Here is a 22262-nt window from a genome sequence, read left to right as displayed (position 1 = left end):
ATGGTCAATTTCTCCTCAAGCCGGACCACGGACGCCGTTCGGCGGGGAGCTCTGGGTCTTGCTCTGGCTCTACCCCTGATGGCCAGCCCAGCGCTGAGAGCCCAGGAGAATCCACCGGAGCAGCAGCAAGACCAGCCTCAGACCGAGACGGTGGAGGTTGAGGTAGAGCAGGTGGACGTGGAAAAAATTGAGGTGGAGGAGGTCCTCCCCACGCAGCAGGACGCCTCAGGCGAGGAGCCAGCCCAGCAGCCTGCAGCCGAGCAGCAGCTTCCCTCTGAGCAACAGCCTGCGGTGCAGGAGCCCCTGGAGCAGTCGCCGGCCCAACCTCGGGTGCTGATCAGTGAGGTGGTGATCGAGGGCATTGCCGGTCATCCGGAACAGGAGCGCCTTGAGCTGGCGGCCTACGACGCGATGACGGTGCGTCCGGGCAGTCGCGTCACCCGTGACCAGCTCAAAACCGATCTGGATGCGATCTATGCGACCGGCTGGTTTTCCGATGTGCGGATCGAGCCGATCAATGGCCCCCTTGGCGTGCAGCTGTTGGTGAAAGTGGTGCCCAACCCGGTGCTCACCCAGGTTGAGCTTGAACCCGACGACACCAAGATGCCGCCGGAAGTCGTTGAACAGACGTTCAGTTCCGACTACGGCCGCACACTCAACCTGAATGAGCTCCAGCTACGGATGAAGGAGCTCCAGGGTTGGTATGCCAAAGAGGGTTACTCGCTGGCACGGGTCTCCGGCCCCAGTCGGGTCAGCCCGGAGGGTGTGGTGCAGCTCAAGGTAGTGATCGGCACCGTGGCCGGCGTCGAGGTGCAGTTCTTGAATAAAGAGGGCGAGAGCACCAACGACAAGGGTGAGCCGATCAAGGGCAAAACCAAGCCCTGGGTGGTGACACGGGAAATCTCGATCAAGCCCGGTGAACCGTTCAACCGCAATCAGTTGGAAGGTGACATCAAACGCCTCTACAGCACCTCCCTCTTCAGCGATGTGAAGGTGACCCTGAAGCCGGTGGCCGGTGAGCCTGGCACCGTCAACATCATTCTCGGCATCGTGGAGCAATCCACGGGCTCCCTCTCCGGTGGTCTTGGTTACAGCCAGAGTCAGGGTGTGTTCGGCCAGGTGCAGCTCCAGGACAGCAACCTGTTTGGGCGCGCCTGGAATCTGGCGCTCAACCTCACCTATGGCCAGTACGGCGGCCTGGCGAACTTCACCTTCACCGATCCCTGGATCAAAGGGGATAAGTGGCGAACCTCCTTCCGCACTTCGCTGTTCCTGAGCCGGGAAGTCCCCCAGGTTTTCCAGAGCCAGAACAATGGCAGCATCGTCACGGTGGATGACTACGTCAATAACAACTCCACCTACGCTTACGAGATCAACACCGACAACAATCCAGCTGGGCGAAAGTTTGACAATGTTGCTAACGCCGACAAGCAATTCCCTGAGTACAGTTGGTTTGACTTTGAAGGTGATTCTGTCGCGCTCCAGCGGGTTGGCGGCAATATTGTGTTTGCTCGACCGCTCAACGGCGGTGATCCCTACAAGATTGTTCCCTGGAATGTTCTGGCTGGATTGAACATCCAGAATGTGCGTCCGATCAATTTCGCCGGGGATTCGCGTCCTTATGGTGTTCCCAATGAAAATATCAAAAACGATCGGATTCCCAATGATGAAATTATCTGTATCGCTTACAGCAGCAATTCCTCTGACTGCGCCACGGAGAACAATCTGGCCAGCGTGCGCTTCGCCGCCACTTACAACAAGCTGAACGATCCACGCAATCCCACGTCAGGTAATTTCCTCAGCCTGGGAACCGAACAATTTGTTTCTGTGGGGGCCAATTCTCCCACCTTCAACCGGTTAAGGGCCAGTTACACCCAGTTTTTCCCTGTGAACTGGCTCAAGATCGCCAAGGGCTGTCGGCCCAAGCCCGGCGAGAAGGCCAATTGCCCCCAGGCGATCGGCATCCAGCTGAAGGCGGGCACCGTGATCGGCCAGCTTCCCCCCTACGAAGCCTTCTGTCTGGGCGGTTCCAACTCCGTGCGCGGTTGGTATGACTGCGATCTGGGTGTGGGCCGCAGCTTCGGTGAGGCCACGATCGAATACCGCTTCCCGATCATCAGCATCTTTGCAGGTGAACTCTTTGTGGATGCCGGCATGTCCTTCGGATCCCAGGCGAATGTTCCCGGAAAGCCTGGTGAGCTCCTCGATAAGCCGGGATCGGGCTTCTCCGTCGGTACCGGTGTGATCGTCACCACCCCGGTCGGCCCTCTGCGCCTGGAGGTGGCCAGCCAGGACTTCACCGGTGACTGGCGTTTCAACCTGGGTGTGGGCTGGAAATTCTAATGGCCACCTGGCCCGCTGATTACAACGGCTCCTGGACCCTCGCTTCGTCTGTGGCGCGCACCGGGGTTGGCTTGCACAGCGGTGCTTCGGTGTCGGTGACGCTCAAACCGTCCGAACGGGCTGGATATCACGTGCGTTGGGCTGAGGCGCCCGCTTCCAGTGAGCCTGTCACCCTGAGCCCGGCCCAGGTGCGCGACAGCCAGCTCTGCACCACCCTGGATCTGGGCGAGCGGCGCCTGGCCACGGTGGAACATCTGTTGGCCGCACTGGCCGGTACAGGGCTGAGTCATGTGGAATTGGAGGTGAGTGGACCGGAGGTCCCTCTGCTGGATGGTTCCGCTCTCGGTTGGGTGGAGGCGATCGACGCGGCGGGCTTCGCTCCGGCGGCGACGTCACGCCGACCCGGCCCCAGGCTCACGGCACCGATCACACGTCATCGGGGCAGCAGTGTGATCACGGCCACTCCTGCCGAGGGTTTTCAGGTGGTGGGAGTGATTGACTTCCCTCAGGTTGCGATCGGGCGGCAGCAGCTGGCGATCAGCTTGACGCCCGAACGGTTTGTGGAGGAGATCGCCCCAGCGCGCACCTTCGGTTTCCGCGAGCAGGTGGATCAGTTGCGCGCTGCGGGGCTGATTCAGGGAGGCGCTCTGGACAACGCCCTGGTGTGTGATGGAGAGCACTGGCTCAACCCACCGCTGCGCTTCGTGGATGAACCGGTGCGCCATAAGCTCTTGGACCTGATCGGGGATCTGGCCCTGGTGGGGTTCCCCCAGGCACAGGTGCTCGTGTATCGGGGCTCCCACGGCCTGCACACCGACCTGGCTGCTGCCCTGGCAGATCTCTCTCCCTCCCCTCGCTGATCCGTTGACCACCCCCCCCTCTACGGCCACGCCCACCGACCCCGTGCTCACCAGTGAGCAGATCATGGGCTTGTTGCCCCATCGCTATCCCTTCGCCCTGGTCGATCGGGTCCTGGAGCATGAGCCGGGAGTTCGGGCGGTGGCCATCAAGAATGTGACCCTGAACGAGCCGCAGTTTCAGGGGCACTTCCCCGATCGCCCCTTGATGCCTGGGGTGCTGATCGTGGAGGCCATGGCCCAGGTGGGCGGCCTGATCGTCACCCAGATGCCCGACCTTCCCAAGGGGCTGTTCGTGTTTGCGGGCATTGATGGAGTGCGTTTTCGGCGACCTGTGGTGCCCGGCGACCAGCTGCGCATCTGCTGCGAGCTGCTCAGTTTGAAGCGGCAGCGATTCGGCAAGGTGAAGGCGGAAGCCTCGGTGGAGGGTCAGCTCGTCTGCTCCGGTGAGCTGATGTTCTCCCTAGTGGACTGAGCGTCATGCCGGAGACCCCTTCCCCATCGGTCATCAGCGAGGATTCGGCGGTGCAGATCCATCCTCTGGCTGTTGTGGACCCCAGGGCCGAGCTGGCCGAAGGGGTTGTGATCGGACCTGGCGCCGTGGTTGGCCCCGGCGTGCGGATCGGTGCCAACTCCTGGATCGGTCCCCATGTTGTGCTCGATGGCCGTCTGACCATCGGCAGCTCGAATCGCATCTTCCCGGGTGCCTGCCTTGGTCAGGAGCCGCAGGATCTGAAGTATCGCGGCGCCCCCACCGAGGTGGTGATTGGCGACCACAACACCATCCGCGAATGCGTCACTATCAATCGCGCCACCGATGAGGGGGAAGTCACTCGGATCGGCGACCACAATCTCTTGATGGCCTATTGCCATCTCGGTCACAACTGTCTGCTCGGCAATGGGATCGTGATGTCCAACGGCATCCAGGTGGCCGGCCATGTAGAGATTGAAGATCGCGCCGTGATCGGTGGCTGTCTCGGAATTCATCAATTTGTGCACATCGGCGGCTTGGCGATGGTCGGAGGCATGACCCGGGTGGATCGGGATGTGCCGCCTTACTGCCTGGTGGAGGGGCACCCCGGTCGGGTTCGGGGCCTGAACCGGGTGGGGCTGCGGCGCCGTGGCCTGGATCAGAGCAATGGAGGGGAGGAGCTGCGCCAGCTTCAGGACATCTGGACCCTGATTTATCGCTCTGATCTGGTGATCGCCGAAAGCCTCCGTCAGGCCCGCCAAACTGCCCTTCTACCGGCTGCAGACCACCTCTGCAGCTTCCTGGAGGCTTCGATCAGCAAGGGGCGTCGTGGCCCGATGCCCGCTGCCGGCGGTCGCTGATGGTCCGCATCCTGATCAGCACCGGCGAGGTGTCCGGTGATCTGCAGGGGAGCCTTCTCATCGAAGCCCTCCATCGTCAGGCGAAGCGGCTCGGCCTTGCCCTGGAAGTGCTCGCCCTCGGTGGTGAACGCATGCGTGAGGCTGGCGCGGAACTGCTCGCCGACACGGCGCCGATGGGGGCGATCGGCCTGTGGGAGGCGTTGCCCCTGGTGGTGCCCACCCTGCGGCTTCAGGCCCGGGTCAATCAGCTGCTGAGGTCTCGGCCGCCTGATGCGGTGGTGCTGATCGACTACATGGGCGCAAACGTGCGCCTGGGCCGCGATCTGCGGCGGCGGCTGCCCCAAGTGCCGATCACGTACTACATCGCCCCGCAGGAATGGGCCTGGCGCATGGGCGATGGCGGCACCACGCGTCTACTGCGTTTCACCGATCGCATCCTGGCGATCTTTCCTGCTGAAGCGGAGTTTTATGCCGCCCGCGGTGCCGAGGTCACTTGGGTGGGCCATCCCCTCCTCGATCTAGCGGCCCATCGCCCTTCCCGTTCAGAAGCTCGCCGCACCCTGGCGCTCCCCGCCGAGGCTCCCCTGCTGTTGCTGTTGCCCGCCTCCAGGCCCCAGGAGCTGCGCTATTTAATGCCGGTTCTGGTGGAAGCCGCTGCCCGGTTGCAGGCTGCCGATCCAGCCCTTGACGTGATGGTGCCCGCTGGGCTTAAGGCCTTTGAAGAGCCGCTGCGCCAGGCTCTGCAGGAGGCTGGCGTTCGGGGTCGCGTGATCGCGGCCGCCGACGCCGACCGTCTCAAGCCCAGTCTCTTCGCTGCTGCGGATCTGGCCCTGGGGAAATCGGGCACGATCAATCTGGAGTTGGCCCTGCATGGGGTGCCCCAGGTGGTGGGGTACCGGGTGAGCCGACTCACGGCCTGGGTGGCTCGCCATCTGCTGCGCTTTCAGGTGGACCACATTTCCCCGGTCAACCTGCTGTTGGGGGAGCGGTTGGTGCCCGAGCTGCTTCAGGATGCGTTCACGGCCGAAGCGCTGGTGCGCGAGGCCCAGCCGCTCCTTTGTGACCGTTCCTGTCGCGATCACATGCTGGCCGGCTACGCCAGGCTCAGCGCCACCCTCGGCAGCCCCGGCGTCACCGATCGGGCTGCCGTTGCCATCCTCGAGTCGGTGCAGCCATGCTCTCGATGACCCGTCGCCACTGGCTGCGAGGCCTTGCCCTTGGCCTGCTGCTGCTGCTCAGCCTGCAGGGGGCCCCTGCTGTCGCCGCATCCGTGCAGGAGGCGGTGTTTGCCGGTGGTTGTTTCTGGTGTCTGGAGCATGACCTTGAAGAGCTCCCCGGCGTTCTCTCTGCTGAAAGTGGCTACAGCGGCGGCCATGTGCTCCGGCCGACTTACCAGCAGGTGAGCGGTGAACGCACGGGACATCAAGAGGCGGTGCGCGTCCGTTTTGACCCGGAGAGGATCAGCTATGCCACCTTGTTGCGTCACTACTGGCGCAATGTGGACCCCCTGGATGGCGGCGGTCAGTTCTGCGATCGCGGCGATTCTTATCGCCCCGTGATCTTCACCGAAGGCGCCCAGCAGGCAGCCGCGGCCAAGGCCAGTGTCGCTGCTGCTGCCAAAGAACTCAAGCTGTCGCCCGATCGGCTCAAAGTGCAGGTCCGCTCAGCTGTGCGTTTCTGGCCTGCCGAAACGTACCACCAGAATTATGCGGAGCGGCATCCCCTGCGTTACCGCTATTACCGTTTCAGCTGTGGGCGCGATCAACGGCTGGACGCGGTCTGGGGTGAGCGCGCACGACGTGGCGATTCCTGGCGCCGAGGACCTGAAATAGAAGGAAAATCTAAAGGGAGCTGGGAGCCTCAGCTCAGCCACTTCTCAGTGAAGGTGCGGGTTTTCCCCCATTCACAAGCCCAATCACCCTGCTTACCATCTGACGGAGATTTGGGGGGAGGATGTATGTATCTGCTGACCATCAAAGACGGTTTGGTGACCCGTCACATCGGCCCCTATCCCTCGCCCAAGCAGGCCTCTGATGATCTCGATCGGGTGATGGCGTCGTTTTCCGAGCGGGCCCGTTGGCAGATTCACGCGCTGGAGTGTCCCAGCAGTCTTCGCTTCAACCGGCATGCTGCCGGAGCCGATGATCGGGTCGTCACCGCTGCTGCCTCCTGAGCCGTTGCAGCGTCGTCTCAGTCTCGTGGCGTGGAAGGCGCCGATCGCCCTGGATAGCCACGAAGCAGCCCGCTCTCGATCATCAGCCCTACGCCTGCATTGATGCAGATCAGGCTGAGGGTGCCATACCAGAACCAGGGCCCGCCGTCGTTGCCCAGGGTCTGCAGCAGTCGGCGGCTGATCGCTTCGCCGAACAAGCAAAGGCCAGCCGGCAGCAGCAGGATGCCCAGTTGAGCTCGCAGATACCAGCGAATCGGGCGGGAGGCCATCGCAGTGGGCTGTGTCGAATGCGACAGGAATTTAGGCGCTGGCCTGGTCAGCTTGGCTGCAGATCCAGTGCACCAGGGTGCGCACTCCATAGCCGGTGGCGCCGGCGGGGTCGAGCCCCCGGCCTTTGTCACTCCACACGGTGCCGGCGATATCCAAGTGGGCCCACGGGATGCCGCCCTCCACGAATTCCTTCAGGAACAGCGCTGCGGTGATGGAGCCGCCGGGCCGGGGGCCTGTGTTTTTCAGATCCGCCAGGGTCGATTTCAGCCCTTCGCGATAACTCGCCTGCATCGGCATGCGCCACAGCCCTTCCCCGGCCTGCTCCGCCGCCTGCCTGAGGCTGTCCGCCAGGGCGTCATGCTCCGACCACAGACCGGCGATTTCCTCGCCCAGGGCAATCACACAGGCTCCGGTCAGCGTGGCCAGATCCACGATCGCGTCGGGTTTGAGGCCACTGGCGTACACGAGCGCATCCGCCAGGGTCAGACGGCCTTCGGCATCGGTGTTGTTGATTTCGATCGTGGTGCCATTGGAGGCGGTGATGATGTCACCGGGATGGACGGCGGACCCGTTGATCATGTTTTCGCAGGAGGCCACCAGCATGTGCACCTCCAGGCCAGCCGGTCGCAGTTGGGCGATGGTGCGCATCGCTCCGAACACCGCCGCGCTGCCCCCCATGTCGTACTTCATCATGTCGATCTGGGCGCCACCCACCTTGAGGTTGTAGCCGCCGGAATCGAAGGTGAGCCCCTTGCCCACCAGCGCCAGACGAGTCTGGATGGCTCCGGGTGAGCGGTAGGTGAGGTGGATGAACTTGGGATCGAGATCGGAGCCCTGACTCACCGCGAGAAATGCGCCCATGTTCCGCTCGGCACAGTCTCCCCGCTCCAGCACCTGGAGCTCGAGGTTGTGCTCAGCGGCGATGGCGGCTGCGGTGTCGGCCAGAGCGGCAGGTGTGACGTTGTTGGGTGGTGCTGCCACCAGTTCCCTGGCCAGCTCAACGCCGGCGCAATGGGCATCGACCCGCTCAAGGGCGCCGCTGAGGTCGGCGGGCAGATCGCCGAGCAGGTCAAAGTGTTCGGGCTGGAGGCGTGGTTCGGGTTGGCTGCGGAAGCGGGTGTCGCGATACAGCGACAGTCGGATCGCTTCGGCGACCGCCTCAGCGGTGCGCGTTCCATCGCTTCCCCAGGGGAGATGGACACCGGCGCGACCGTCAAGGCCGATGCAGGCTTTGGCCAGCGCTGCAGCGGCCTGACGCAGCGTTGCGACATCCGCTGTCGGTTCATCGGCCGTTGTCGCATCGCCCAGACCCACCAGCACCAGACGGCTCAGGTCCTTGTGGAGCAATTGAAGGCTGACCACCTCCCCCGCTTTGGCCTGGAAGCGCTGCTTCTCCAGCCAGGTGCCCAGCGGGCTGTTCAGGCGTGCCTCCAGTTGGCCGATCAGGCCCTGCGGGTCGTTGGCAGCGATCCCCACGGCCAGCACGGAACCGCTCCAGTTCTGGAGTGTGGCGGGTGATCGTGAGAACGACATGGAGGGGCGGCTTCTGGAGCGATGCTACGAATCAGTCCGTGCTGAAGGGGGTGGCCCATCGATCTCGGGTCTCCTTGTTGAACGGCGGTAACCAGGCCTGGATCAGAGCCTGTTCCAACCGTCGTCGCTGCCGGGTGTCGGCTGGCACATCGGTCCAGAAACGGATGCTGGTCTGCTGTGGCAGACCGGCGCTGCACAGGGCATCGCCATAGGCCGCCAGGTAGGCCTTGCAGTCGTGCTCTCCCTTCCAACGGCGATCCGCCGCTTTCGTTTCGCCCACGTAGAGCAGGATCGGGGTGCTGAGGTCGGGGGGGCGATCCATCACCAGGTAGATCGCCGCTCCCTGATGGGGGCTCTCGGGCCAACGCCAGAAGGTGAGCGGCAGCGGGCGCAGGCTGAGGGGGGCTAGCGCGGCCAGGGGATCCGCTGGAGCAGCAAACAGCTGGGTTTGCTGCAGTGCTGTTGGCTGCCCATGGCCCGCGAACAGGGGCGCCTGGTGACGTTGAATCCGGCGTTGCCATTGGCGCAACTGCGGTGCACTGAGGCTGAGGCCTGGAGCGTCAGCGCTGCTGCTCCAGCTGGTCTGGGCAAACAGATCTCCCTGACGAGGCGTCGGCACCATGGTCGTTTCAGCGGCCGGGAGGCAGGCTGGGTCCCGGACGCGTCGCCCCGAAACGCACCCGCCCGATCAGAGCCTCCACCGTCTGGGGAGGCAGGCAAAGGCGTTCCTGCAGGTCGGCCAGGTGAGCAAAGGGCCGGCGACGTCGCTCTTCGATGAGGCGCTCCAACCGTTGGGGCGGCCATGCCAGCGCCTCTTGCAGGGTGGGAGCCGCATCAGCGTTGAGATCGATCGGAGCCGTCGGCGTCAGCGGGGGCGCATCGCCATACCAGTGGAAGATCAGGTGCGGCCGCCAGCGTTCCGCCAGCACTGGGGGCAGCTCAAGCAGTTGAAACAGATCGTCGGCCTGGCTGAACTGCACGCCGCCCTGCTGCAGACGGATCAGGAGGTCGACCATCGTGGCGGTGCAGCCCGGCAGACGCTGCCACTGCTCCGCAGTGGCCCTGTTCACGTCCAGAAACCAATCAGGCTCCTGGATCGGAGCGGCCATGGATGCGGAAGGCAGGGTGGGGGCCGGCGCGTCCGCCGGAAGATCGCCTATCGCCTGAAGCACTTTGCGGGCCAGGGGATCGAGCCAGTGCCCACGGGCCATGGTTGCTGTTATCCCGTTGCTTCGGCAGGACCTTACCGACCCTGGTCGCCACTGCGCCAGCGCGGCGGGCGGTTGGGCAGTTCCACGAGCCCTTCGCGAAAGGCCACCACCACGGCGTGGGTGCGGTCATTGGCCGGCAGTTTGCGCAACAGGCTGCTCACGTGGGATTTCACGGTGTCGATCGATACCACCAGGGCATCGGCGATCTCCTGATTGCTCATGCCTCGGCAGAGGCCACGCAGCACATCCTCTTCCCGCAGGCTCAGTTCAGCGAGAGGGCCATGGCCAGAGCTGCCGCCGAGGCGGCCATGACGCAGCACCCCGGTGATCACCCCGTCCATGTAGGTCCCGTCGCTGTCGATCGCAGCGAGGGCGGTCCGCACGGCCCCCGTGCCAGCGCTCTGGTGGGAGCAGAGGCCATCGCAGTGGGCCTCCACCGCTTCCAGAATCGTGCGCACAATCGGTCGCTGGATCAGCATCAGCGTCTTGAGCCCGGGATGGGCCTCCTTGGCGCGGCGCACCAGGCTGGGACCGCTGCCGATCTCCAGCATGTCGGTGCAAACGAGCAGGTCGGCGTCGCTGCTCTGCAGGCTGAGCAGGCATTCCTCTTCGGTGGAGGTGGCGGCCACCAGCGGCCCCATGCCTTCAAACCACCCCATCCAGCTGACCAGCAGGGCCCGATCGGCACTGGCAATGGCCGTTCGGCAGTGGCTCAGAACGGCTCGGCTGTCGCGCCGATGTTGCTGCACGTCGCCGATCATCGAGGTCAGATCCACGGTGGGTGGGGACGCTGGCAGCGTCCGTAGCACTGCTGCCATGTTGGCGGTGATCAGGGGGCGTAGATCCGCACTGTTACGTGGCTTCTGGATTGTTCAAACTGGTCTGCAGTTGATCGACGGGCGATGGCCTTCTTTGACTCCGAGATCGTGCAGGAGGAGGCCAAGCGGCTGTTCGGCGATTATCAGCAGCTCATGCAGCTGGGGTCGGATTACGGCAAGTTCGATCGGGAAGGCAAGAAGAAATTCATCGACACCATGGAGGAGTTGATGGAGCGCTACCGCGTTTTCATGAAGCGGTTTGAGCTGTCGGAGGACTTTCAGGCCAAGCTCACCGTCGAGCAGCTCCGCACCCAGCTGGGTCAGTTCGGCATCACGCCGGAACAAATGTTCGAGCAGATGCACACCACCCTGGAGCGGATGAAGAGTCAGCTCGAGCAGCCGCCCGCATGAGCCTTTGCCGCGGCGTCCGACCCTTCGGCGTCGCGGTTCCCCCGTACGATCCGCACGATCTCTTTCCCTCTGTCATGTCCGAGGCGCCCCTTCCCCTGCCGAGCTGGCTGGCGCGTGGCATGGCTGATCTGTTTCCCGCTGGCGACCCCGGCGACCCTGATCAATGCCTGGCCGCCCGTCTGGCGGCTGCGACAGCAGAAGGGCGACCGTTGCGGATCAAGCTGGGCATTGACCCCACCGGAAGCGACATCCACCTGGGCCACAGCATCCTGTTTCGCAAATTGCGGGCTTTTCAGGACGCCGGCCATACGGCGGTGTTGATCATCGGCGACTTCACCGCTCGGATCGGTGATCCCACGGGTAAGAGCGCCACCCGGGTGCAGCTCAGCAAAGAGCAGGTGGAAGCCAACGCCACCACCTATCTCAAACAGCTGGGCCAGGGGCAGCCCAAGGAGCAGGCGCTGCTGGATTTTGAAACCCCGGGTCGGCTCGAGGTGCGCCGCAACAGCGAGTGGCTGGAGGGGCTGGATCTGCCCCAGGTGATCGGCTTGCTCGGCACAGCCACCGTGGGCCAGATGCTGGCGAAAGATGATTTCTCCAAGCGCTACGGCAGCGGCACGCCGATTGCGCTCCATGAATTCCTCTACCCCTTGCTGCAGGGCTATGACTCCGTGGCGGTGGAGGCGGATGTGGAGCTGGGCGGCACAGATCAGAAATTTAATGTGGCGATGGGCCGCGATTTGCAACGTCATTTCGGCCAGCGCACCCAGTTCGGCATGCTCCTACCCATCCTCGTCGGCCTCGACGGGGTGCAGAAGATGAGCAAAAGCCTCGGCAACACCGTGGGGCTGGAGGAAGACCCCCTTTCGATGTATTCCAAGCTCGAGAAAGTCGGCGACGGGGCGATCAACGACTACGTGACGTTGTTGACGGATCTCGATCTGGAGACCTTGCCAGAGAACCCTCGCGAGAAACAGAAGGCGATGGCTTTGGCGGTGACCGCCAGCCGCCATGGCCAGGAGGCAGCGGCCAAAGCGCAAGCGGATGCCGCCACCCTGGTGGGGGGAGCCGGTGATGCGTCGGCTGATGTGCCTGAAGCGTCGTTGGCGGAGGTGAACTTCCCGGCCAAGGCGTTCTATCTGCTCAGTGCTGTGGGCATCTGCTCCAGCAGCAGTGAGGCCCGCCGCCAGATCAAAGGCGGTGCCGCACGTCTGGAGGGGGAAAAGATCAGCGATCCCAATCAGGAGTTTGCGTCCGCCGCCGAGCTGGAGGGCAAGGTGTTGCAGCTTGGCAAGAAAACCTTCCGGCGGCTGGTGGGTTGATGCGCTGGGATCCCGCCAACCGCATCATCGTCGCCCTTGATGGCATGGCACCGGAGCAGGCTCTGGCGTTGAGCGCTCAGGTGTCGGGGCTGCGTTGGGTGAAGGTGGGCCTCGAGCTGTTCGTTCAGGCCGGGCCCGATGTAGTGGCGGAGTTGCGGCAGCGGGGGCTGCGGGTGTTTCTCGATCTCAAATTCCACGACATTCCCGCCACCATGGCAGGGGCCTGCCGGCGGGCGGCTGCGCTCGGGGCGGAGCTGATCACGGTGCATGCCTGCGCCGGCAGCGAGGCGCTTCGTGCGGCACAGGCGGCTGCGGTAGAGGGTGCCGAAAGAGGCGGGGTGGCGGTGCCCACCCTGTTGGCGGTGACCGTGCTCACCAGTTGGGAGGAGCAACGCCTGCAACGGGAGCTGGCCCTGCAGCACGGCGTCGCCGATCGGGTCTCGGCACTGGCCCAGCTGGCGGCGACGGCAGGCATCGGTGGATGCGTCTGCTCTCCCCTGGAGGCCTCCATGCTCCGCAGCCAGCATCCGGAGCCGTTTGCGCTAGTGACACCGGGCGTCCGGCCCAGCGGAACGGAAGCCGCTGATCAGGCCAGGGTGATGACACCGGCAGCGGCCCTGGCGGCCGGTGCCACGCAACTGGTGATCGGACGGCCGATCACCAGGGCGGACGATCCGAACCGGGCCTTCGCCCAGTGCTGTGCATCGTTGGCCTGAGTCGCTTCAGTTGTTCTGACCGACCCTGGGCTCGCTGCCTTCGATCAGGCGCTGCAAATTGCTGCGGTGACGCCAGAGCACCAGCGCCATCGCCACCAGGGCGATCAACACATTGGCCAACTCGTTGTTGCCTGCCACCATCAGCAGAGGCAGGCTGATGGCGGCGATCACGCTGGCCAGCGAAACGATTCGGCTGAGCGAGAACACGGCCAGGAACACACCGAAGCAGGCCAGGCCCACTGGCCAGGCCAGGCCAAGAAACATGCCGAAGCCCGTGGCCACCGCCTTGCCGCCCTTGAACCCCAACCACACCGGCCAGATGTGACCGGCGAGGGCGGCAAGCCCGGCACCAACCTCGATCCAGTTGGCCAGAGTTGCATCTTGAGAGAGGGCCCGGGCCAGCAGCACCGCCGCCGCCCCCTTGGTGACATCCACCAGAAACACCACCAGAGCGGGGCCCTTCCCCACGCTGCGCAGCACGTTGGTGGCACCGGTCGAGCCCGATCCGATCGTGCGCAGGTCGATGCCCTTGCACCAGCGCCCGGCGAGATAACCACTCGGAATGGAGCCGAGCAGATAACCCAGGAGAAGGGAAAGGAAAGCCATTAGAGCAGGTCCTCGTCGATGTCGATCTCATCGGGGCCAGCCGCGAACGCCAGCCAGAGCGGAAACTGAAGCACGGGGATGTCGACGGCGCGTTCGGCCGCATCGATCAGGATCAGCGGCACCTCACCCCGCTCCTCCAGCCGGTCGGCCCGCTCCACCAGGGCATCGCCGCGCTCAAACAGCACAATGCCGCTGTTGGGACCGAAATCCTCGCGGCTGAGACCGAGGGCATCCTGGAGGCCGCGGCGCCATTCCCCCAGCCGTTCCGGCTGACCGGCCAGCACCAGCGTCTGGAACTGGTCGCCGTAGAGCTCGCCGATGATCGCGATCACGCCGGCGCTCAGCAGCACGTTGCGGGGCCGGTTGCCTCGACTGGGTTGGGCGCCGCGGCCGCCCTGGTTCAAGAACCAATCCTCCAGAAGAGCGGTGTCGCTCGGCTCAAGGCTGCGGCGCAATTTCCAGGGATCGGCATAGAAATCCGGTTGTTCCAGGAACCGCTCGAGGTTGGCGCGGATTAGAGGCTCGTCGGGCCGGAAGGTGTCGGCGACTGCCGCGGCAGCCGCTTGGGGCTTGGCATCGGCTGCCGTGGCCTCCTTAGCTTGCTGATCCAGTGGGGAAGGCTGAACCACCACGGGCTGAGCCACCAGGTCCAGCGTGTCGACCGACTGGGCCAGCCCCTGGAGCGCTCCGCTCAGATACTCCTGAAACCCTTTCACGCGCCGGGCGATCGCATCGGACTGGCCGGCGAAGTTCGTGCTGAGGTCCGTTTCGATCTGCTGTTTGCGCCGTTGAAGCTGCTCGATCTCCTTCTGCAGCGCATCGCGACGCTCCTGCAGCTCGGTGAGGGCGAGCTTGAGCAGGGATTGGCTCGGGTCGGTTTCCGTGCTGATTGGTTCGGCTTGAGGGTCCTGCGGCGTCAGATCGGTGTCGTCAGGCATGGCATCGACGGTCGGTAGGAGACGTGGAGCGCTTCATCAGGGCGAGGCGTTGGAGGCGCCGGGCTTGGGCTGCTCCAGGGCCCCAAGCCGTCGCTGCAGTTGGCGCTTCAGCTCCTCGGCGTCGAACAGGATCGGCAGGAGATGGATGCTCTTGACCTCACGGAAATAGAACAGCCCGGGCAGCCAGGGAGCGAACAATCGCCAGCTCAGCCAGTCCTGGTAAGGAAAGCGGCGCAGCTCCTGCGAGCCTCGCCACACCACCAGGGTGTCGGCACAGAATTCGAGCCGCAGGCTGTAAGCCTGAAGCAGCAAAAAAAGACTGAACAGAACCACAACCAGGGTGGGCCAGGGAGCCAGGGGCAGGGGCAACAGAGCGGCACTGAGCAGGAGGACTAGCAGCGGCAGGCGGGGATTGGCGCTCAGGCTCACCGGGCCTGGGTCTGTGGGGAGAGTGGAGTCGGGGCTGCCGAGCTGGGGATCGGGTGGAGTCATGCCGGCACTGAAGTCAACCGAAAAGGATCTGAGTGAGTAGCACATCCATCAGGGCCACCGTCACCAGAATCATCACCACCGAGCCGGTGGTGCTGGTGCCCACTTCCTTGGGGCCCCCCTCGGTGGTGAGGCCCCAGCCACAGGAGAGCACGGCAATCTGCAGGCCGAAGACCAGGGCCTTGATCAACATGAAGGGCAGGTCGTCGGGTTGCATCCAGGTGCGCACCGACGTCCAGAACACCGCAGGAGGGATGCTGTAGAGCTCTGTGCTGGTGATCTGGCCGCTCCAGATCGCCACCCCGAAGAAGAGCAGACACTGCACGGGTGCCATTACCACCATGGCGATCAGTCGGGGCACCACCAGATATTCCACCGGATCGGTGCGGAGCATCGTGATCGCATCGATCTGTTCGGTGACCTTCATGGTTCCCAGCTGGGCCGCATAGGCCGTGGCCACCTTGCCCGTTAGCAGGGTGGCGGTGAGCAGGGGGGCGATCTCCCTGGCCAGGCCGAGGGCCAGGATGCCACCCACGGTGGAGCCGGCTCCCTGGCGACTCAGCTCGGCAGCGACCTGGATGTTGAACACAGACCCAGCGGCGATGCCGGTGATGATCACGATCAGGAAGCTGCCGGGGCCGGCCTCCAGAAGTTGGTCGAAGAGGTCAATGGTGTTAATCCGCCCCCGGGCCGTGGCGGCCACGGCCTGACCGCCGATCAGCAGGCTGCTGCCCAGACGACGTAACCAGCGTGGTGATCTCATCGGAGAGTTGGCGTCATCAGGTGTGTTGCAGATGGGCACCGCGATCGGGCCAGCGTCGCATCACCACCAGGCCCAGCACCACCAGAGTCGCCGGGATCAGCCCCATGCAGAAGCGGATCGCCAGCAGGGCGGAATCTGGCTGCTCGATGAAGCTGAGGGGGCCGCTGCAGGTCTGGCTGGAGATGTAGCCGGTGAGCGAGAGCAGGCCGCCGAACACCGACATGCTGATGCCGATCATCAGTTTCTGGCCGAACACCATCCAGGCGGTGTAGAGACCTGCAGGGCGACTGGGGTCGGCGTCGATGGCATCGGGCAGCAGCGACCAGGGGATCAGGTAGGCCGTCGATGCCCCCAGGCCCACCAGCACGATGAGGGCGATCAGGGGAGCCAGGTCCATGCCGCTGGCGCCATCGGGAAGAACGGGGACCAGCATCGAGAGAACGCAGGCGGCGATCCACAGCCCAGCTCCCCAGCGCAGTGCCGTGATACGTCCCCGTCGATTCGAGAGCAGGCTCCAGATCTGCAATCCCACCAGCGCACTCAGCTGGAACGGCAGCAGGATCCAGGTGGACAGCGCCGGTGGCACGTGGATCACCTGCACCAGCCAGATCAGGGCCACCACTTGCATCAGCTGCAGGGCGAACCAGAGCAGCAGATACAGCCCCAGCACCATCAGGAAACGGCCGTTGGCGCGCACCCTCCTCAGCTGCTGCACAAGCGGTTCAGCCTGGCCGGAGGGGCGTTGGGCCGTTTTTGCAAAGGGAGCCAGCCCCCAGCAGCAGGCCAGGGTGGCGAGGGCGGCAATCGTGCCCGTGATCTGGCCCATGCGCAGGTAGCCATCGGCGCCGTTGCTGAGCACCACAGACGCCACAATCAAACCGCTGAGCCCAGCGATGATCGAACCGGTGAAGCGCGCCGCATTGAGTCGGGTGCGGATCGCTGTGTCGGGGGTGAGCTCGGTGGAGAGTGCCGCATAGGGCAGATTCACGCTCGTGTAGGCGGTCATCAGCAGGATCGCCATCACCACGTAGTAGAGCGTGCGCTGCAGGGTGTCTCCCTCGGGCACCCACCAGATCGACGCCAGGCTGATCCCCAGAGGCAGGGCGGCTCCCAGCATCCAGGGCAGGCGGGGGCCCCAGCGGCTGCGGGTGTGATCGCTGAGCCAGCCGATCAGGGGGTCATTGAGGGCATCCCACACCTTGATCACTGTGAGCAGGGAGCCCGCGATAAAGGCGGGCAGGCCGGCGGCACAGGTGAAGAAAGGAAACAGGTAGAAGCCCAGTTGGGTGGCGGCCAGGCCGGTGCCGGCATCGCCAAGGCCATAGGCCACCATCAGACGGCGCCGGGATTGGGCGGGTGGAGCCTGGAGAGCGGTCAAGCGAAGAGGGCAGGTCGGGCGGACCGTCATAATGGTGGGGCACACATCCAGTCACACGCCTTCAGGGGCGGATTGGTTCGGATGTATCAGTGCGGGCGTAGTTTAGTGGTAAAACCTCAGCCTTCCAAGCTGATGATGCGGGTTCGATTCCCGCCGCCCGCTTTCGCTCAGGTCTGGTTGCCGCCGAGCATGTCTTCGTAGCCCTCATAGGGGTCGTATTCGGCCCAGCCAGGACTGGCCTGGTCGAGCAACCCGTATTCCCCATCGATCATCTGCATCCGCGTGTTTCCGTAGGGAACCGTGTTGCACGTGATCCCACCTCCTGCCACCGGCTGGCAGTCGTCAAAACGGATCTGTGCCTGCGACGCCTGGCCGAGGGCCGAGCTCACGAGCAGGACGACAGCGAGGGAGGTCCATCGCAAGGGCAGGCAGAACATGACGGCGCCGGTGGTGTGGATCCCATGCTGCCTGAGATGATGGCGGCGCATTCTTCCTGAGCGGATGTACACCGACTGGACCGCTGTCGCCTTGCTGCTGTTCACCACGGTTCCCCTGCTGGCGGTGGTGGCCACCGCCGCGTTCTTTATCTGGCAGCAGAAGAAGAAACAGCTGCGCTGAGATCTGGGGTCAAGTCGATCTCGACCTGGGGGAAGCGCAGGACAGCGTCACTGGTTGGGCTCCCTCCGTTGTCGCCGTTGCCGAGGCAGTGCAGGCAGGTGCGGAAGCGTTGTTCAGACACCCGTTGGATGCCGCTTCCGCCGCAGTGGGCACAGGTGGTCATGGCTGCACCGTGGTGATGGTGGTTTTGTTCAGTGTGGAGTCGTTTGACCGCCGTGATCCCGAAGGCTTTGTGAAGAATCCGGCAGCGCTTGGTGGGGGAAGAGCTCGGGCCTGAAACGCAGGTGTTGCAGCAAATCCTGGGCCGAGAGCTCGTTGCCCGGGGGGATCAGCTGCAGGCCGGAGGCCAGTTGCCCCACTTCCGCTGCAGCGGTGGCGGGGCGTTCGTTCCGCGGTGGCAATCCCTGGCTGCCATCCCGTTTCGACAGCTTCACGCCTTGCGTGTCGCAGAGCAGGGGGACGTGTTGATAGCGGGGTGGGCTGATCGGGCCCATGGCGGCGATCACCGCTTCCTGGACGGTCTGGACCGGGGCCAGGTCAGCGCCGCGCACCACGTCGCTGATGCCAAGGGCCAGTTCATCAAAGGCGGTGGCCAGGTGGTAAGCGATGACGCCATCCGCTCGACGCACCACCGGGTCACCGCAGCGCTCAGCAAACTCTGCGGCCACGCGGAGGCGCCAGGCCGGCAGGCGTTGCTGCTCCCAGCCCCATCCCCGTAGGCGGTCGCGGCAGAAGCCTGGATACAGGCGTTGCCGGCTCAGCTGACGCCGACTGCAGCGGCAGGCGTAAACCTTGCCCGTGCGGCGCCAATGGCTCAGAAGAGTGTGGTAAAGCCCTCGGCGCTCGCTCTGCAGGATGACGGGGCCATCCCAGTCGAGGCCGAGCCAGCGAAGATCCGCCAGGGCCGCCTCGATCGCGCCCGGTCGCAGGCGCGGTGTGTCGAGATCATCGATCCGCAGCCGCCAGCTGCCGTTGTGCAGGCGGGCCGCCAGCCAGGAGATCAGGGCTGTGCGCAGGTTGCCGCGATGCAGAGGGCCTGAGGGAGTGGGGGCGAAACGGCCGCAGTACTCCTGCGTTCGGCGTTGCTGTCCGGCATCGATCAGGGCCTGCAGTCGTCGGGGCAGCCCATCGGTGCGGGATTCGGAGCCATCCATGGCCTGCGATCCAGCGACGCCATTCAGCCGTTTTACACAACAAAGCGGCCCCGCAGGACCGCCCTGTCGTCATCCAGGGAGACCGTTCAGCCCTGCACGCGGTCCTTGAACATCTTGCCGGCGGTGAAGGCGGGAACGCGCTTGGCCGGAATCTTGATCTTCTCGCCGGTCTTGGGGTTCAGGCCCTGACGGGCGGAGCGCTCGCGGGGCTCGAAGGAACCGAAACCGAGGATCGACACCTTCTTGCCTTCCACGACGGAATCGATGATGGTTTCGATCGCAGCATCCACGACCAGGGAAACGTCGGTCTTGGTCAGTTCGGTGCGGGCGGCGACGAGATTGACGAGGTCAGCTTTGTTCATGGCTGGGGAGGAGAAAGATGCGGAGATGGGCTTGGAATGCGGAGGTCGACGTCCGCAGGAGCTGTCCTGAGCTGGCCAATCGTATGGAGCCTGCACCGCAGCGGCAACTGAAAGGGCCTGTGCCGCAACGCTTTACGACGGCAACCCCTGGCAATGGCCGGTCTCGTTGTTGTCTGTCCAGCTCGACCAGGGGCTGAGTCGCTCGCCGCGCAGAGCTCCAAGGCCAGCCCCAGAAGCCAGTGCTGGGCTTTGATCTGCAGGAATCCACTGGCGCAACCGCGTCAGGCTGTGTTGCTGGCGCGGCCAGTGAAAGGTGCGCCGGTGGCGCAAGGGCGCCAGCGTTCCCATCGTCACCGGGATCAGCAAACGACCACAGAAGAGCAGATTCCAGGGGGCCGGGGCGTGGACCACGCAGCTGCCAGGGGATGGCCCAGGCGTCCACAGCAGCCGTAGGCCCGCTGCCGTGGTGTGGGTCTCCTGGAACGTCTCCAGGGGATGGACGCCCGGCAGCAGATAGGCCTCCTGTTCCTGCACCAGTACGGGCCAACCCAGGCGTTCCTGCAGCCGCCGGATGCGGCCATGGCCCTCCCGGCTGGTCAGCAGGATGCGGGGATGGCGTCCTGCCGCCAGGGTCTGCAGAGCTTCAAGGCTGGCTTCCGTGAGGGGTGGGCAGTCGATCAGCACGGGCTCTGGATCAGACGTCAGCCACCAGGAGGACCCTCCCCGGCAGTCGCGATTGGGAGGAAACAGCCAGAGGTCATCGCGCACCGGTTGCGGCGGGCGTCCTGATTCCAGAACGGACGGCATGGTCATGGGCTGAATCAAACGGCCGCAAGCATTAATTTGAGCGCAGTGCGTTGTGAACGCGGGGGCCGGGATCCTTGAGCACGATCCAGCGCGGCAGGCCCTGGCCCTTGGGCAGTGCGATCACCGAACGGGGGGTGAATTTCTCCCTCGCAGCCCCCGGCGCTTATCGGGTGGAGCTTCTGCTGTATGCCCGTGCGGATGCGCCTCAACCGGAGCGGATCATCGATCTCGGCTTGGAGCATCGGTCCGGTGATTACTGGCATGTGGAGGTGGAAGGCCTCCAGGCCGGTTGTTGCTATGGCTATCGCGTGTTCGGCCCGTTGGAGCCGGGCGGCCATGGTTTCCGACCAGCGAAGGTGCTGCTCGATCCCTGCGCGCGGGCGATCGCCGGCTGGGAGGTGTATCGGCGGGAGGCGGCCACCGGTGCCTCACCCAACACCGACTGCTGCTTGAAGGCGGTGGTGTGCGAACGGGACAGTTTCGACTTTCAGGCCCATCCGCGACCGCACCACAGCTGGAATCGCAGCGTGATCTATGAATTGCATGTGGGGGGGTTCACCCGGCGCGTCGACAGTGGTGTGGCACCGGACCGTCGTGGCACCCTGCGGGGGGTGATCGACAAGCTCCCTTATCTCAAGGATCTGGGGGTCACGGCGATCGAGCTGCTGCCGATCCAGGCGTTTGATCCGCAGGATGCTCCGGCGGGGCGCGACAACGTCTGGGGGTACAGCCCCCTCAGCTGGTTTGCTCCCCACCATGGCTATCTCGAGGGCGACGACCCTCTGCAGGCTCGCGCCCAGGTGCGCGAGCTGGTGGCGGCCTGTCACGACAACGGTCTTGAGGTGCTGCTTGATGTGGTCTACAACCACACCACCGAAGGGAATCGACATGGGCCGACGCTGAGTTGGCGGGGCTGCGGCGATCGGCTTTATTACCACCAGAACAGCAAAGGCGATTACCTCGATGTGAGTGGCTGTGGCAACAGCATTGCCGCCAATCGCCCCCTGACCCGTCAGCTCATTCTCGAATCGATGCGCTGTTGGGCGATCGAACTAGGAGTGGATGGGTTCCGGTTTGATCTCGGCATTGCCCTCAGTCGGGGTGAGGGGCTGCAACCACTCGACCATCCGCCTCTGTTCGAGGCAATCGAAGCCGACCCCCTGTTGAGTGACCTGAAACTGGTGAGTGAGCCATGGGATTGCGGCGGCCTTTATCGGCTCAGCGATTTCCCAGCGCAGCGGATCGGTGCCTGGAACGGACGGTTCCGCGACGATCTGCGCAGCTTCTGGAAAGGCGATGACAACAGCACCTGGAAGCTGGGTCAGCGCCTGCGCGGCAGCCCGGACCTAAACGGAGGGCGCCCCCTCGCGTTGGGGCGTTCCGTGAACTTCATCACGGCCCACGATGGCTTCACCCTGATGGACCTGGTGAGCTTCAACGGCAAACACAACCTCGCCAATGGAGAAGACAACCGCGATGGAGAGAATCACAACAGCAGCTGGAACCACGGTGTGGAGGGGCCCAGCACCGATCACGCCGTTCTGGCCTTGCGCCGCAGGCAGCAGCGCAATCTGATCACCTCACTGCTTCTCAGCCGAGGGGTGCCGATGCTGTTGATGGGCGATGAGGTGGGGCGGAGTCAGGGCGGCAACAACAACAGCTGGTGCCAGGACAGCCCCTTGAGTTGGATGATCTGGGGCGACGACCACTGCGACCGGCACCTCCAGGGTTACGTGCGGCGGTTGCTCCGCCTGCGCCAGCAGCTGGCCGATCTGATCAATCCTCAACAGCCGATCGGTGAGATGCCGCAGCGGCGCAGCAGCGATCCCGATCAGCTCTGGCGCCAATGGCACGGGGTGGAACTCGGCAAGCCCGACTGGGCCAGCTGGTCCCATTGCCTGGCGGTGAGCCTGCAGCGCGGCAGTCGGGGTGCCGTGCTCTGGGCCGGTTTCAACAGCTATTTCAAGGCGATGCACTTCGATCTGCCCCAGCCCACCTCGCCCTGGCATCGCCTGATCGACACCGCTTTGCCACCGGGAGACGATCTGCCCCAGCAGCCGGAGGTGTGGACGCCCGGGGGGGTACCTCTGGAGGCCCGCAGCCTGGTGGTGATGGTGGCCCGTGAAATGCTCGGCAGTCTTCAGCTCTGAAGGCAGCCGAG

Annotated in this window: 23 protein-coding genes, 1 tRNA gene and 1 pseudogene; 11 read left to right on the top strand and 14 right to left on the bottom strand. The window is 64.5% G+C overall.

Annotated features, from left to right (window positions below):
* The 6 genes and pseudogenes from SynWH8101_RS11165 to msrA form a co-directional block, all read left to right on the top strand.
* Positions 1-2343 carry a BamA/TamA family outer membrane protein gene (locus SynWH8101_RS11165; RefSeq protein ID WP_130129826.1) on the top strand — a complete coding sequence of 781 codons (2343 nt, stop codon included), beginning with the start codon at positions 1-3 and terminating at the stop codon, positions 2341-2343.
* Entirely contained in the window at positions 2343-3203 is an 861-nt protein-coding gene (lpxC, locus tag SynWH8101_RS11160) for a UDP-3-O-acyl-N-acetylglucosamine deacetylase (protein ID WP_130129825.1), read from the top strand. Before SynWH8101_RS11165 ends, lpxC begins: the two co-directional genes overlap by 1 nt.
* A 64-nt stretch (positions 3204-3267) precedes the next feature.
* Positions 3268-3675 carry a 3-hydroxyacyl-ACP dehydratase FabZ gene (gene fabZ, locus SynWH8101_RS11155; RefSeq protein WP_174719553.1) on the top strand — a complete coding sequence of 136 codons (408 nt, stop codon included), beginning with the start codon at positions 3268-3270 and terminating at the stop codon, positions 3673-3675.
* A gap of 5 nt (positions 3676-3680) precedes the next feature.
* Entirely contained in the window at positions 3681-4532 is an 852-nt protein-coding gene (gene lpxA / locus SynWH8101_RS11150) for an acyl-ACP--UDP-N-acetylglucosamine O-acyltransferase (RefSeq protein ID WP_130129824.1), read from the top strand.
* Positions 4532-5719 (top strand): lipid-A-disaccharide synthase, encoded by a 1188-nt coding sequence (gene lpxB, locus SynWH8101_RS11145; RefSeq protein WP_130129823.1) that lies wholly within the window; start codon positions 4532-4534, stop codon positions 5717-5719. Before lpxA ends, lpxB begins: the two co-directional genes overlap by 1 nt.
* Positions 5716-6348, top strand: a pseudogene (gene msrA / locus SynWH8101_RS11140) (peptide-methionine (S)-S-oxide reductase MsrA); the annotation flags it as partial. The gene lpxB and the pseudogene msrA, both read left to right, overlap by 4 nt.
* A gap of 374 nt (positions 6349-6722) precedes the next feature.
* Here msrA and SynWH8101_RS11135 read toward each other — a convergent pair.
* Genes SynWH8101_RS11135 through SynWH8101_RS11115 form a run of 5 tightly spaced genes read right to left on the bottom strand, consistent with a single transcriptional unit; the run spans position 6723 to position 10537 of the window.
* Positions 6723-6974 (bottom strand): hypothetical protein, encoded by a 252-nt coding sequence (locus tag SynWH8101_RS11135; protein ID WP_130129822.1) that lies wholly within the window; start codon positions 6972-6974, stop codon positions 6723-6725.
* Positions 6975-7005: 31 nt separating this feature from the next.
* A complete protein-coding gene (locus tag SynWH8101_RS11130; RefSeq protein ID WP_130129821.1) occupies positions 7006-8508 on the bottom strand; it encodes a leucyl aminopeptidase in 1503 nt (500 codons plus the stop codon).
* Positions 8509-8539: 31 nt separating this feature from the next.
* Positions 8540-9130 (bottom strand): GIY-YIG nuclease family protein, encoded by a 591-nt coding sequence (locus SynWH8101_RS11125; protein ID WP_130129820.1) that lies wholly within the window; start codon positions 9128-9130, stop codon positions 8540-8542.
* A 7-nt stretch (positions 9131-9137) separates the two neighbouring features.
* The gene (locus SynWH8101_RS11120) at positions 9138-9719 is read right to left on the bottom strand and encodes a hypothetical protein (protein WP_130129819.1); all 582 of its coding nucleotides are present in this window, start codon (positions 9717-9719) and stop codon (positions 9138-9140) included.
* A 32-nt stretch (positions 9720-9751) separates the two neighbouring features.
* Positions 9752-10537, bottom strand: coding sequence for a response regulator transcription factor (locus SynWH8101_RS11115; RefSeq protein WP_130129818.1), 786 nt, complete (start codon positions 10535-10537; stop codon positions 9752-9754).
* A gap of 84 nt (positions 10538-10621) precedes the next feature.
* Between SynWH8101_RS11115 and SynWH8101_RS11110 the strand changes: the two genes are divergently transcribed.
* The 3 genes from SynWH8101_RS11110 to pyrF all read left to right on the top strand — a co-directional run bounded on the left by SynWH8101_RS11110 (position 10622) and on the right by pyrF (position 12986).
* Positions 10622-10948 (top strand): DUF1825 family protein, encoded by a 327-nt coding sequence (locus tag SynWH8101_RS11110; RefSeq protein WP_007101707.1) that lies wholly within the window; start codon positions 10622-10624, stop codon positions 10946-10948.
* 74 nt (positions 10949-11022) lie between these two features.
* Positions 11023-12270: a tyrosine--tRNA ligase gene (gene tyrS, locus SynWH8101_RS11105; protein ID WP_130129817.1), complete on the top strand. Its 1248-nt coding sequence runs from the start codon at positions 11023-11025 to the stop codon at positions 12268-12270.
* Complete coding sequence (pyrF, locus tag SynWH8101_RS11100) at positions 12270-12986, top strand: orotidine-5'-phosphate decarboxylase (RefSeq protein WP_130129816.1); 717 nt, start codon at positions 12270-12272, stop codon at positions 12984-12986. Before tyrS ends, pyrF begins: the two co-directional genes overlap by 1 nt.
* A 6-nt stretch (positions 12987-12992) precedes the next feature.
* Here pyrF and plsY read toward each other — a convergent pair whose 3' ends face one another.
* From plsY to SynWH8101_RS11075, 5 genes are read right to left on the bottom strand one after another with little or no spacing between them, the layout of a single operon-like run.
* The gene (plsY, locus tag SynWH8101_RS11095) at positions 12993-13592 is read right to left on the bottom strand and encodes a glycerol-3-phosphate 1-O-acyltransferase PlsY (protein WP_130129815.1); all 600 of its coding nucleotides are present in this window, start codon (positions 13590-13592) and stop codon (positions 12993-12995) included.
* Positions 13592-14530: a DUF3086 domain-containing protein gene (locus SynWH8101_RS11090; protein WP_130129814.1), complete on the bottom strand. Its 939-nt coding sequence runs from the start codon at positions 14528-14530 to the stop codon at positions 13592-13594. Before SynWH8101_RS11090 ends, plsY begins: the two co-directional genes overlap by 1 nt.
* Before the next feature lie 36 nt (positions 14531-14566).
* Positions 14567-15022: a DUF3119 family protein gene (locus tag SynWH8101_RS11085; protein WP_254427952.1), complete on the bottom strand. Its 456-nt coding sequence runs from the start codon at positions 15020-15022 to the stop codon at positions 14567-14569.
* Between the two features lie 13 nt (positions 15023-15035).
* Entirely contained in the window at positions 15036-15782 is a 747-nt protein-coding gene (locus SynWH8101_RS11080) for an ABC transporter permease (RefSeq protein WP_130129813.1), read from the bottom strand.
* Positions 15783-15798: 16 nt separating this feature from the next.
* On the bottom strand, positions 15799-17115 hold the full coding sequence (locus SynWH8101_RS11075; RefSeq protein ID WP_130130499.1) for an MFS transporter: 1317 nt from the start codon (positions 17113-17115) through the stop codon (positions 15799-15801).
* A 136-nt stretch (positions 17116-17251) separates the two neighbouring features.
* Here SynWH8101_RS11075 and SynWH8101_RS11070 point away from each other — a divergent pair.
* Positions 17252-17322, top strand: a tRNA-Gly gene (locus tag SynWH8101_RS11070).
* Between the two features lie 5 nt (positions 17323-17327).
* On the opposite strand, the gene SynWH8101_RS11065 is transcribed toward SynWH8101_RS11070, so the two are convergent.
* The 4 genes from SynWH8101_RS11065 to SynWH8101_RS11050 all read right to left on the bottom strand — a co-directional run bounded on the left by SynWH8101_RS11065 (position 17328) and on the right by SynWH8101_RS11050 (position 20107).
* Complete coding sequence (locus SynWH8101_RS11065; RefSeq protein WP_130130498.1) at positions 17328-17597, bottom strand: lactate dehydrogenase; 270 nt, start codon at positions 17595-17597, stop codon at positions 17328-17330.
* 372 nt (positions 17598-17969) lie between these two features.
* A complete protein-coding gene (gene gluQRS / locus SynWH8101_RS11060) occupies positions 17970-18932 on the bottom strand; it encodes a tRNA glutamyl-Q(34) synthetase GluQRS (RefSeq protein ID WP_254427951.1) in 963 nt (320 codons plus the stop codon).
* Between the two features lie 86 nt (positions 18933-19018).
* On the bottom strand, positions 19019-19294 hold the full coding sequence (locus SynWH8101_RS11055; RefSeq protein ID WP_006043393.1) for an HU family DNA-binding protein: 276 nt from the start codon (positions 19292-19294) through the stop codon (positions 19019-19021).
* 132 nt (positions 19295-19426) lie between these two features.
* Positions 19427-20107: an MBL fold metallo-hydrolase gene (locus SynWH8101_RS11050; RefSeq protein ID WP_130129812.1), complete on the bottom strand. Its 681-nt coding sequence runs from the start codon at positions 20105-20107 to the stop codon at positions 19427-19429.
* Positions 20108-20175: 68 nt separating this feature from the next.
* On the opposite strand from SynWH8101_RS11050, the gene SynWH8101_RS11045 reads away from it, so the two are divergent.
* Entirely contained in the window at positions 20176-22251 is a 2076-nt protein-coding gene (locus tag SynWH8101_RS11045) for a glycogen-debranching protein (protein ID WP_130129811.1), read from the top strand.
* The last annotated feature ends 11 nt before the right edge of the window (positions 22252-22262 follow it).

The sequence above is a fragment of the Synechococcus sp. WH 8101 genome (assembly GCF_004209775.1).
GTDB lineage: Bacteria > Cyanobacteriota > Cyanobacteriia > PCC-6307 > Cyanobiaceae > Synechococcus_C.
Note: the sequence above shows the minus strand (reverse complement) of the source record. Positions and strands in the feature narration are given on the sequence as shown.

Bases quoted from the DNA above. Each gene is read 5' to 3' on its own strand.
- SynWH8101_RS11050 (WP_130129812.1), bottom strand. From the start codon at position 20,107: ATGACCATGCCGTCCGTTCTGGAATCAGGACGCCCGCCGCAACCGGTG.
- lpxA (WP_130129824.1), top strand. From the start codon at position 3,681: ATGCCGGAGACCCCTTCCCCATCGGTCATCAGCGAGGATTCGGCGGTG.
- gluQRS (WP_254427951.1), bottom strand. From the start codon at position 18,932: ATGGATGGCTCCGAATCCCGCACCGATGGGCTGCCCCGACGACTGCAG.
- SynWH8101_RS11130 (WP_130129821.1), bottom strand. From the start codon at position 8,508: ATGTCGTTCTCACGATCACCCGCCACACTCCAGAACTGGAGCGGTTCC.
- SynWH8101_RS11110 (WP_007101707.1), top strand. From the start codon at position 10,622: ATGGCCTTCTTTGACTCCGAGATCGTGCAGGAGGAGGCCAAGCGGCTG.
- SynWH8101_RS11065 (WP_130130498.1), bottom strand. From the start codon at position 17,597: ATGTTCTGCCTGCCCTTGCGATGGACCTCCCTCGCTGTCGTCCTGCTC.
- lpxC (WP_130129825.1), top strand. From the start codon at position 2,343: ATGGCCACCTGGCCCGCTGATTACAACGGCTCCTGGACCCTCGCTTCG.
- SynWH8101_RS11090 (WP_130129814.1), bottom strand. From the start codon at position 14,530: ATGCCTGACGACACCGATCTGACGCCGCAGGACCCTCAAGCCGAACCA.
- plsY (WP_130129815.1), bottom strand. From the start codon at position 13,592: ATGGCTTTCCTTTCCCTTCTCCTGGGTTATCTGCTCGGCTCCATTCCG.
- SynWH8101_RS11135 (WP_130129822.1), bottom strand. From the start codon at position 6,974: ATGGCCTCCCGCCCGATTCGCTGGTATCTGCGAGCTCAACTGGGCATC.
- fabZ (WP_174719553.1), top strand. From the start codon at position 3,268: ATGGGCTTGTTGCCCCATCGCTATCCCTTCGCCCTGGTCGATCGGGTC.
- SynWH8101_RS11055 (WP_006043393.1), bottom strand. From the start codon at position 19,294: ATGAACAAAGCTGACCTCGTCAATCTCGTCGCCGCCCGCACCGAACTG.
- tyrS (WP_130129817.1), top strand. From the start codon at position 11,023: ATGTCCGAGGCGCCCCTTCCCCTGCCGAGCTGGCTGGCGCGTGGCATG.
- pyrF (WP_130129816.1), top strand. From the start codon at position 12,270: ATGCGCTGGGATCCCGCCAACCGCATCATCGTCGCCCTTGATGGCATG.
- SynWH8101_RS11085 (WP_254427952.1), bottom strand. From the start codon at position 15,022: ATGACTCCACCCGATCCCCAGCTCGGCAGCCCCGACTCCACTCTCCCC.
- SynWH8101_RS11080 (WP_130129813.1), bottom strand. From the start codon at position 15,782: ATGAGATCACCACGCTGGTTACGTCGTCTGGGCAGCAGCCTGCTGATC.
- SynWH8101_RS11125 (WP_130129820.1), bottom strand. From the start codon at position 9,130: ATGGTGCCGACGCCTCGTCAGGGAGATCTGTTTGCCCAGACCAGCTGG.
- SynWH8101_RS11075 (WP_130130499.1), bottom strand. From the start codon at position 17,115: ATGGTGGCCTATGGCCTTGGCGATGCCGGCACCGGCCTGGCCGCCACC.
- SynWH8101_RS11120 (WP_130129819.1), bottom strand. From the start codon at position 9,719: ATGGCCCGTGGGCACTGGCTCGATCCCCTGGCCCGCAAAGTGCTTCAG.
- lpxB (WP_130129823.1), top strand. From the start codon at position 4,532: ATGGTCCGCATCCTGATCAGCACCGGCGAGGTGTCCGGTGATCTGCAG.
- SynWH8101_RS11115 (WP_130129818.1), bottom strand. From the start codon at position 10,537: ATGGCAGCAGTGCTACGGACGCTGCCAGCGTCCCCACCCACCGTGGAT.
- SynWH8101_RS11165 (WP_130129826.1), top strand. From the start codon at position 1: ATGGTCAATTTCTCCTCAAGCCGGACCACGGACGCCGTTCGGCGGGGA.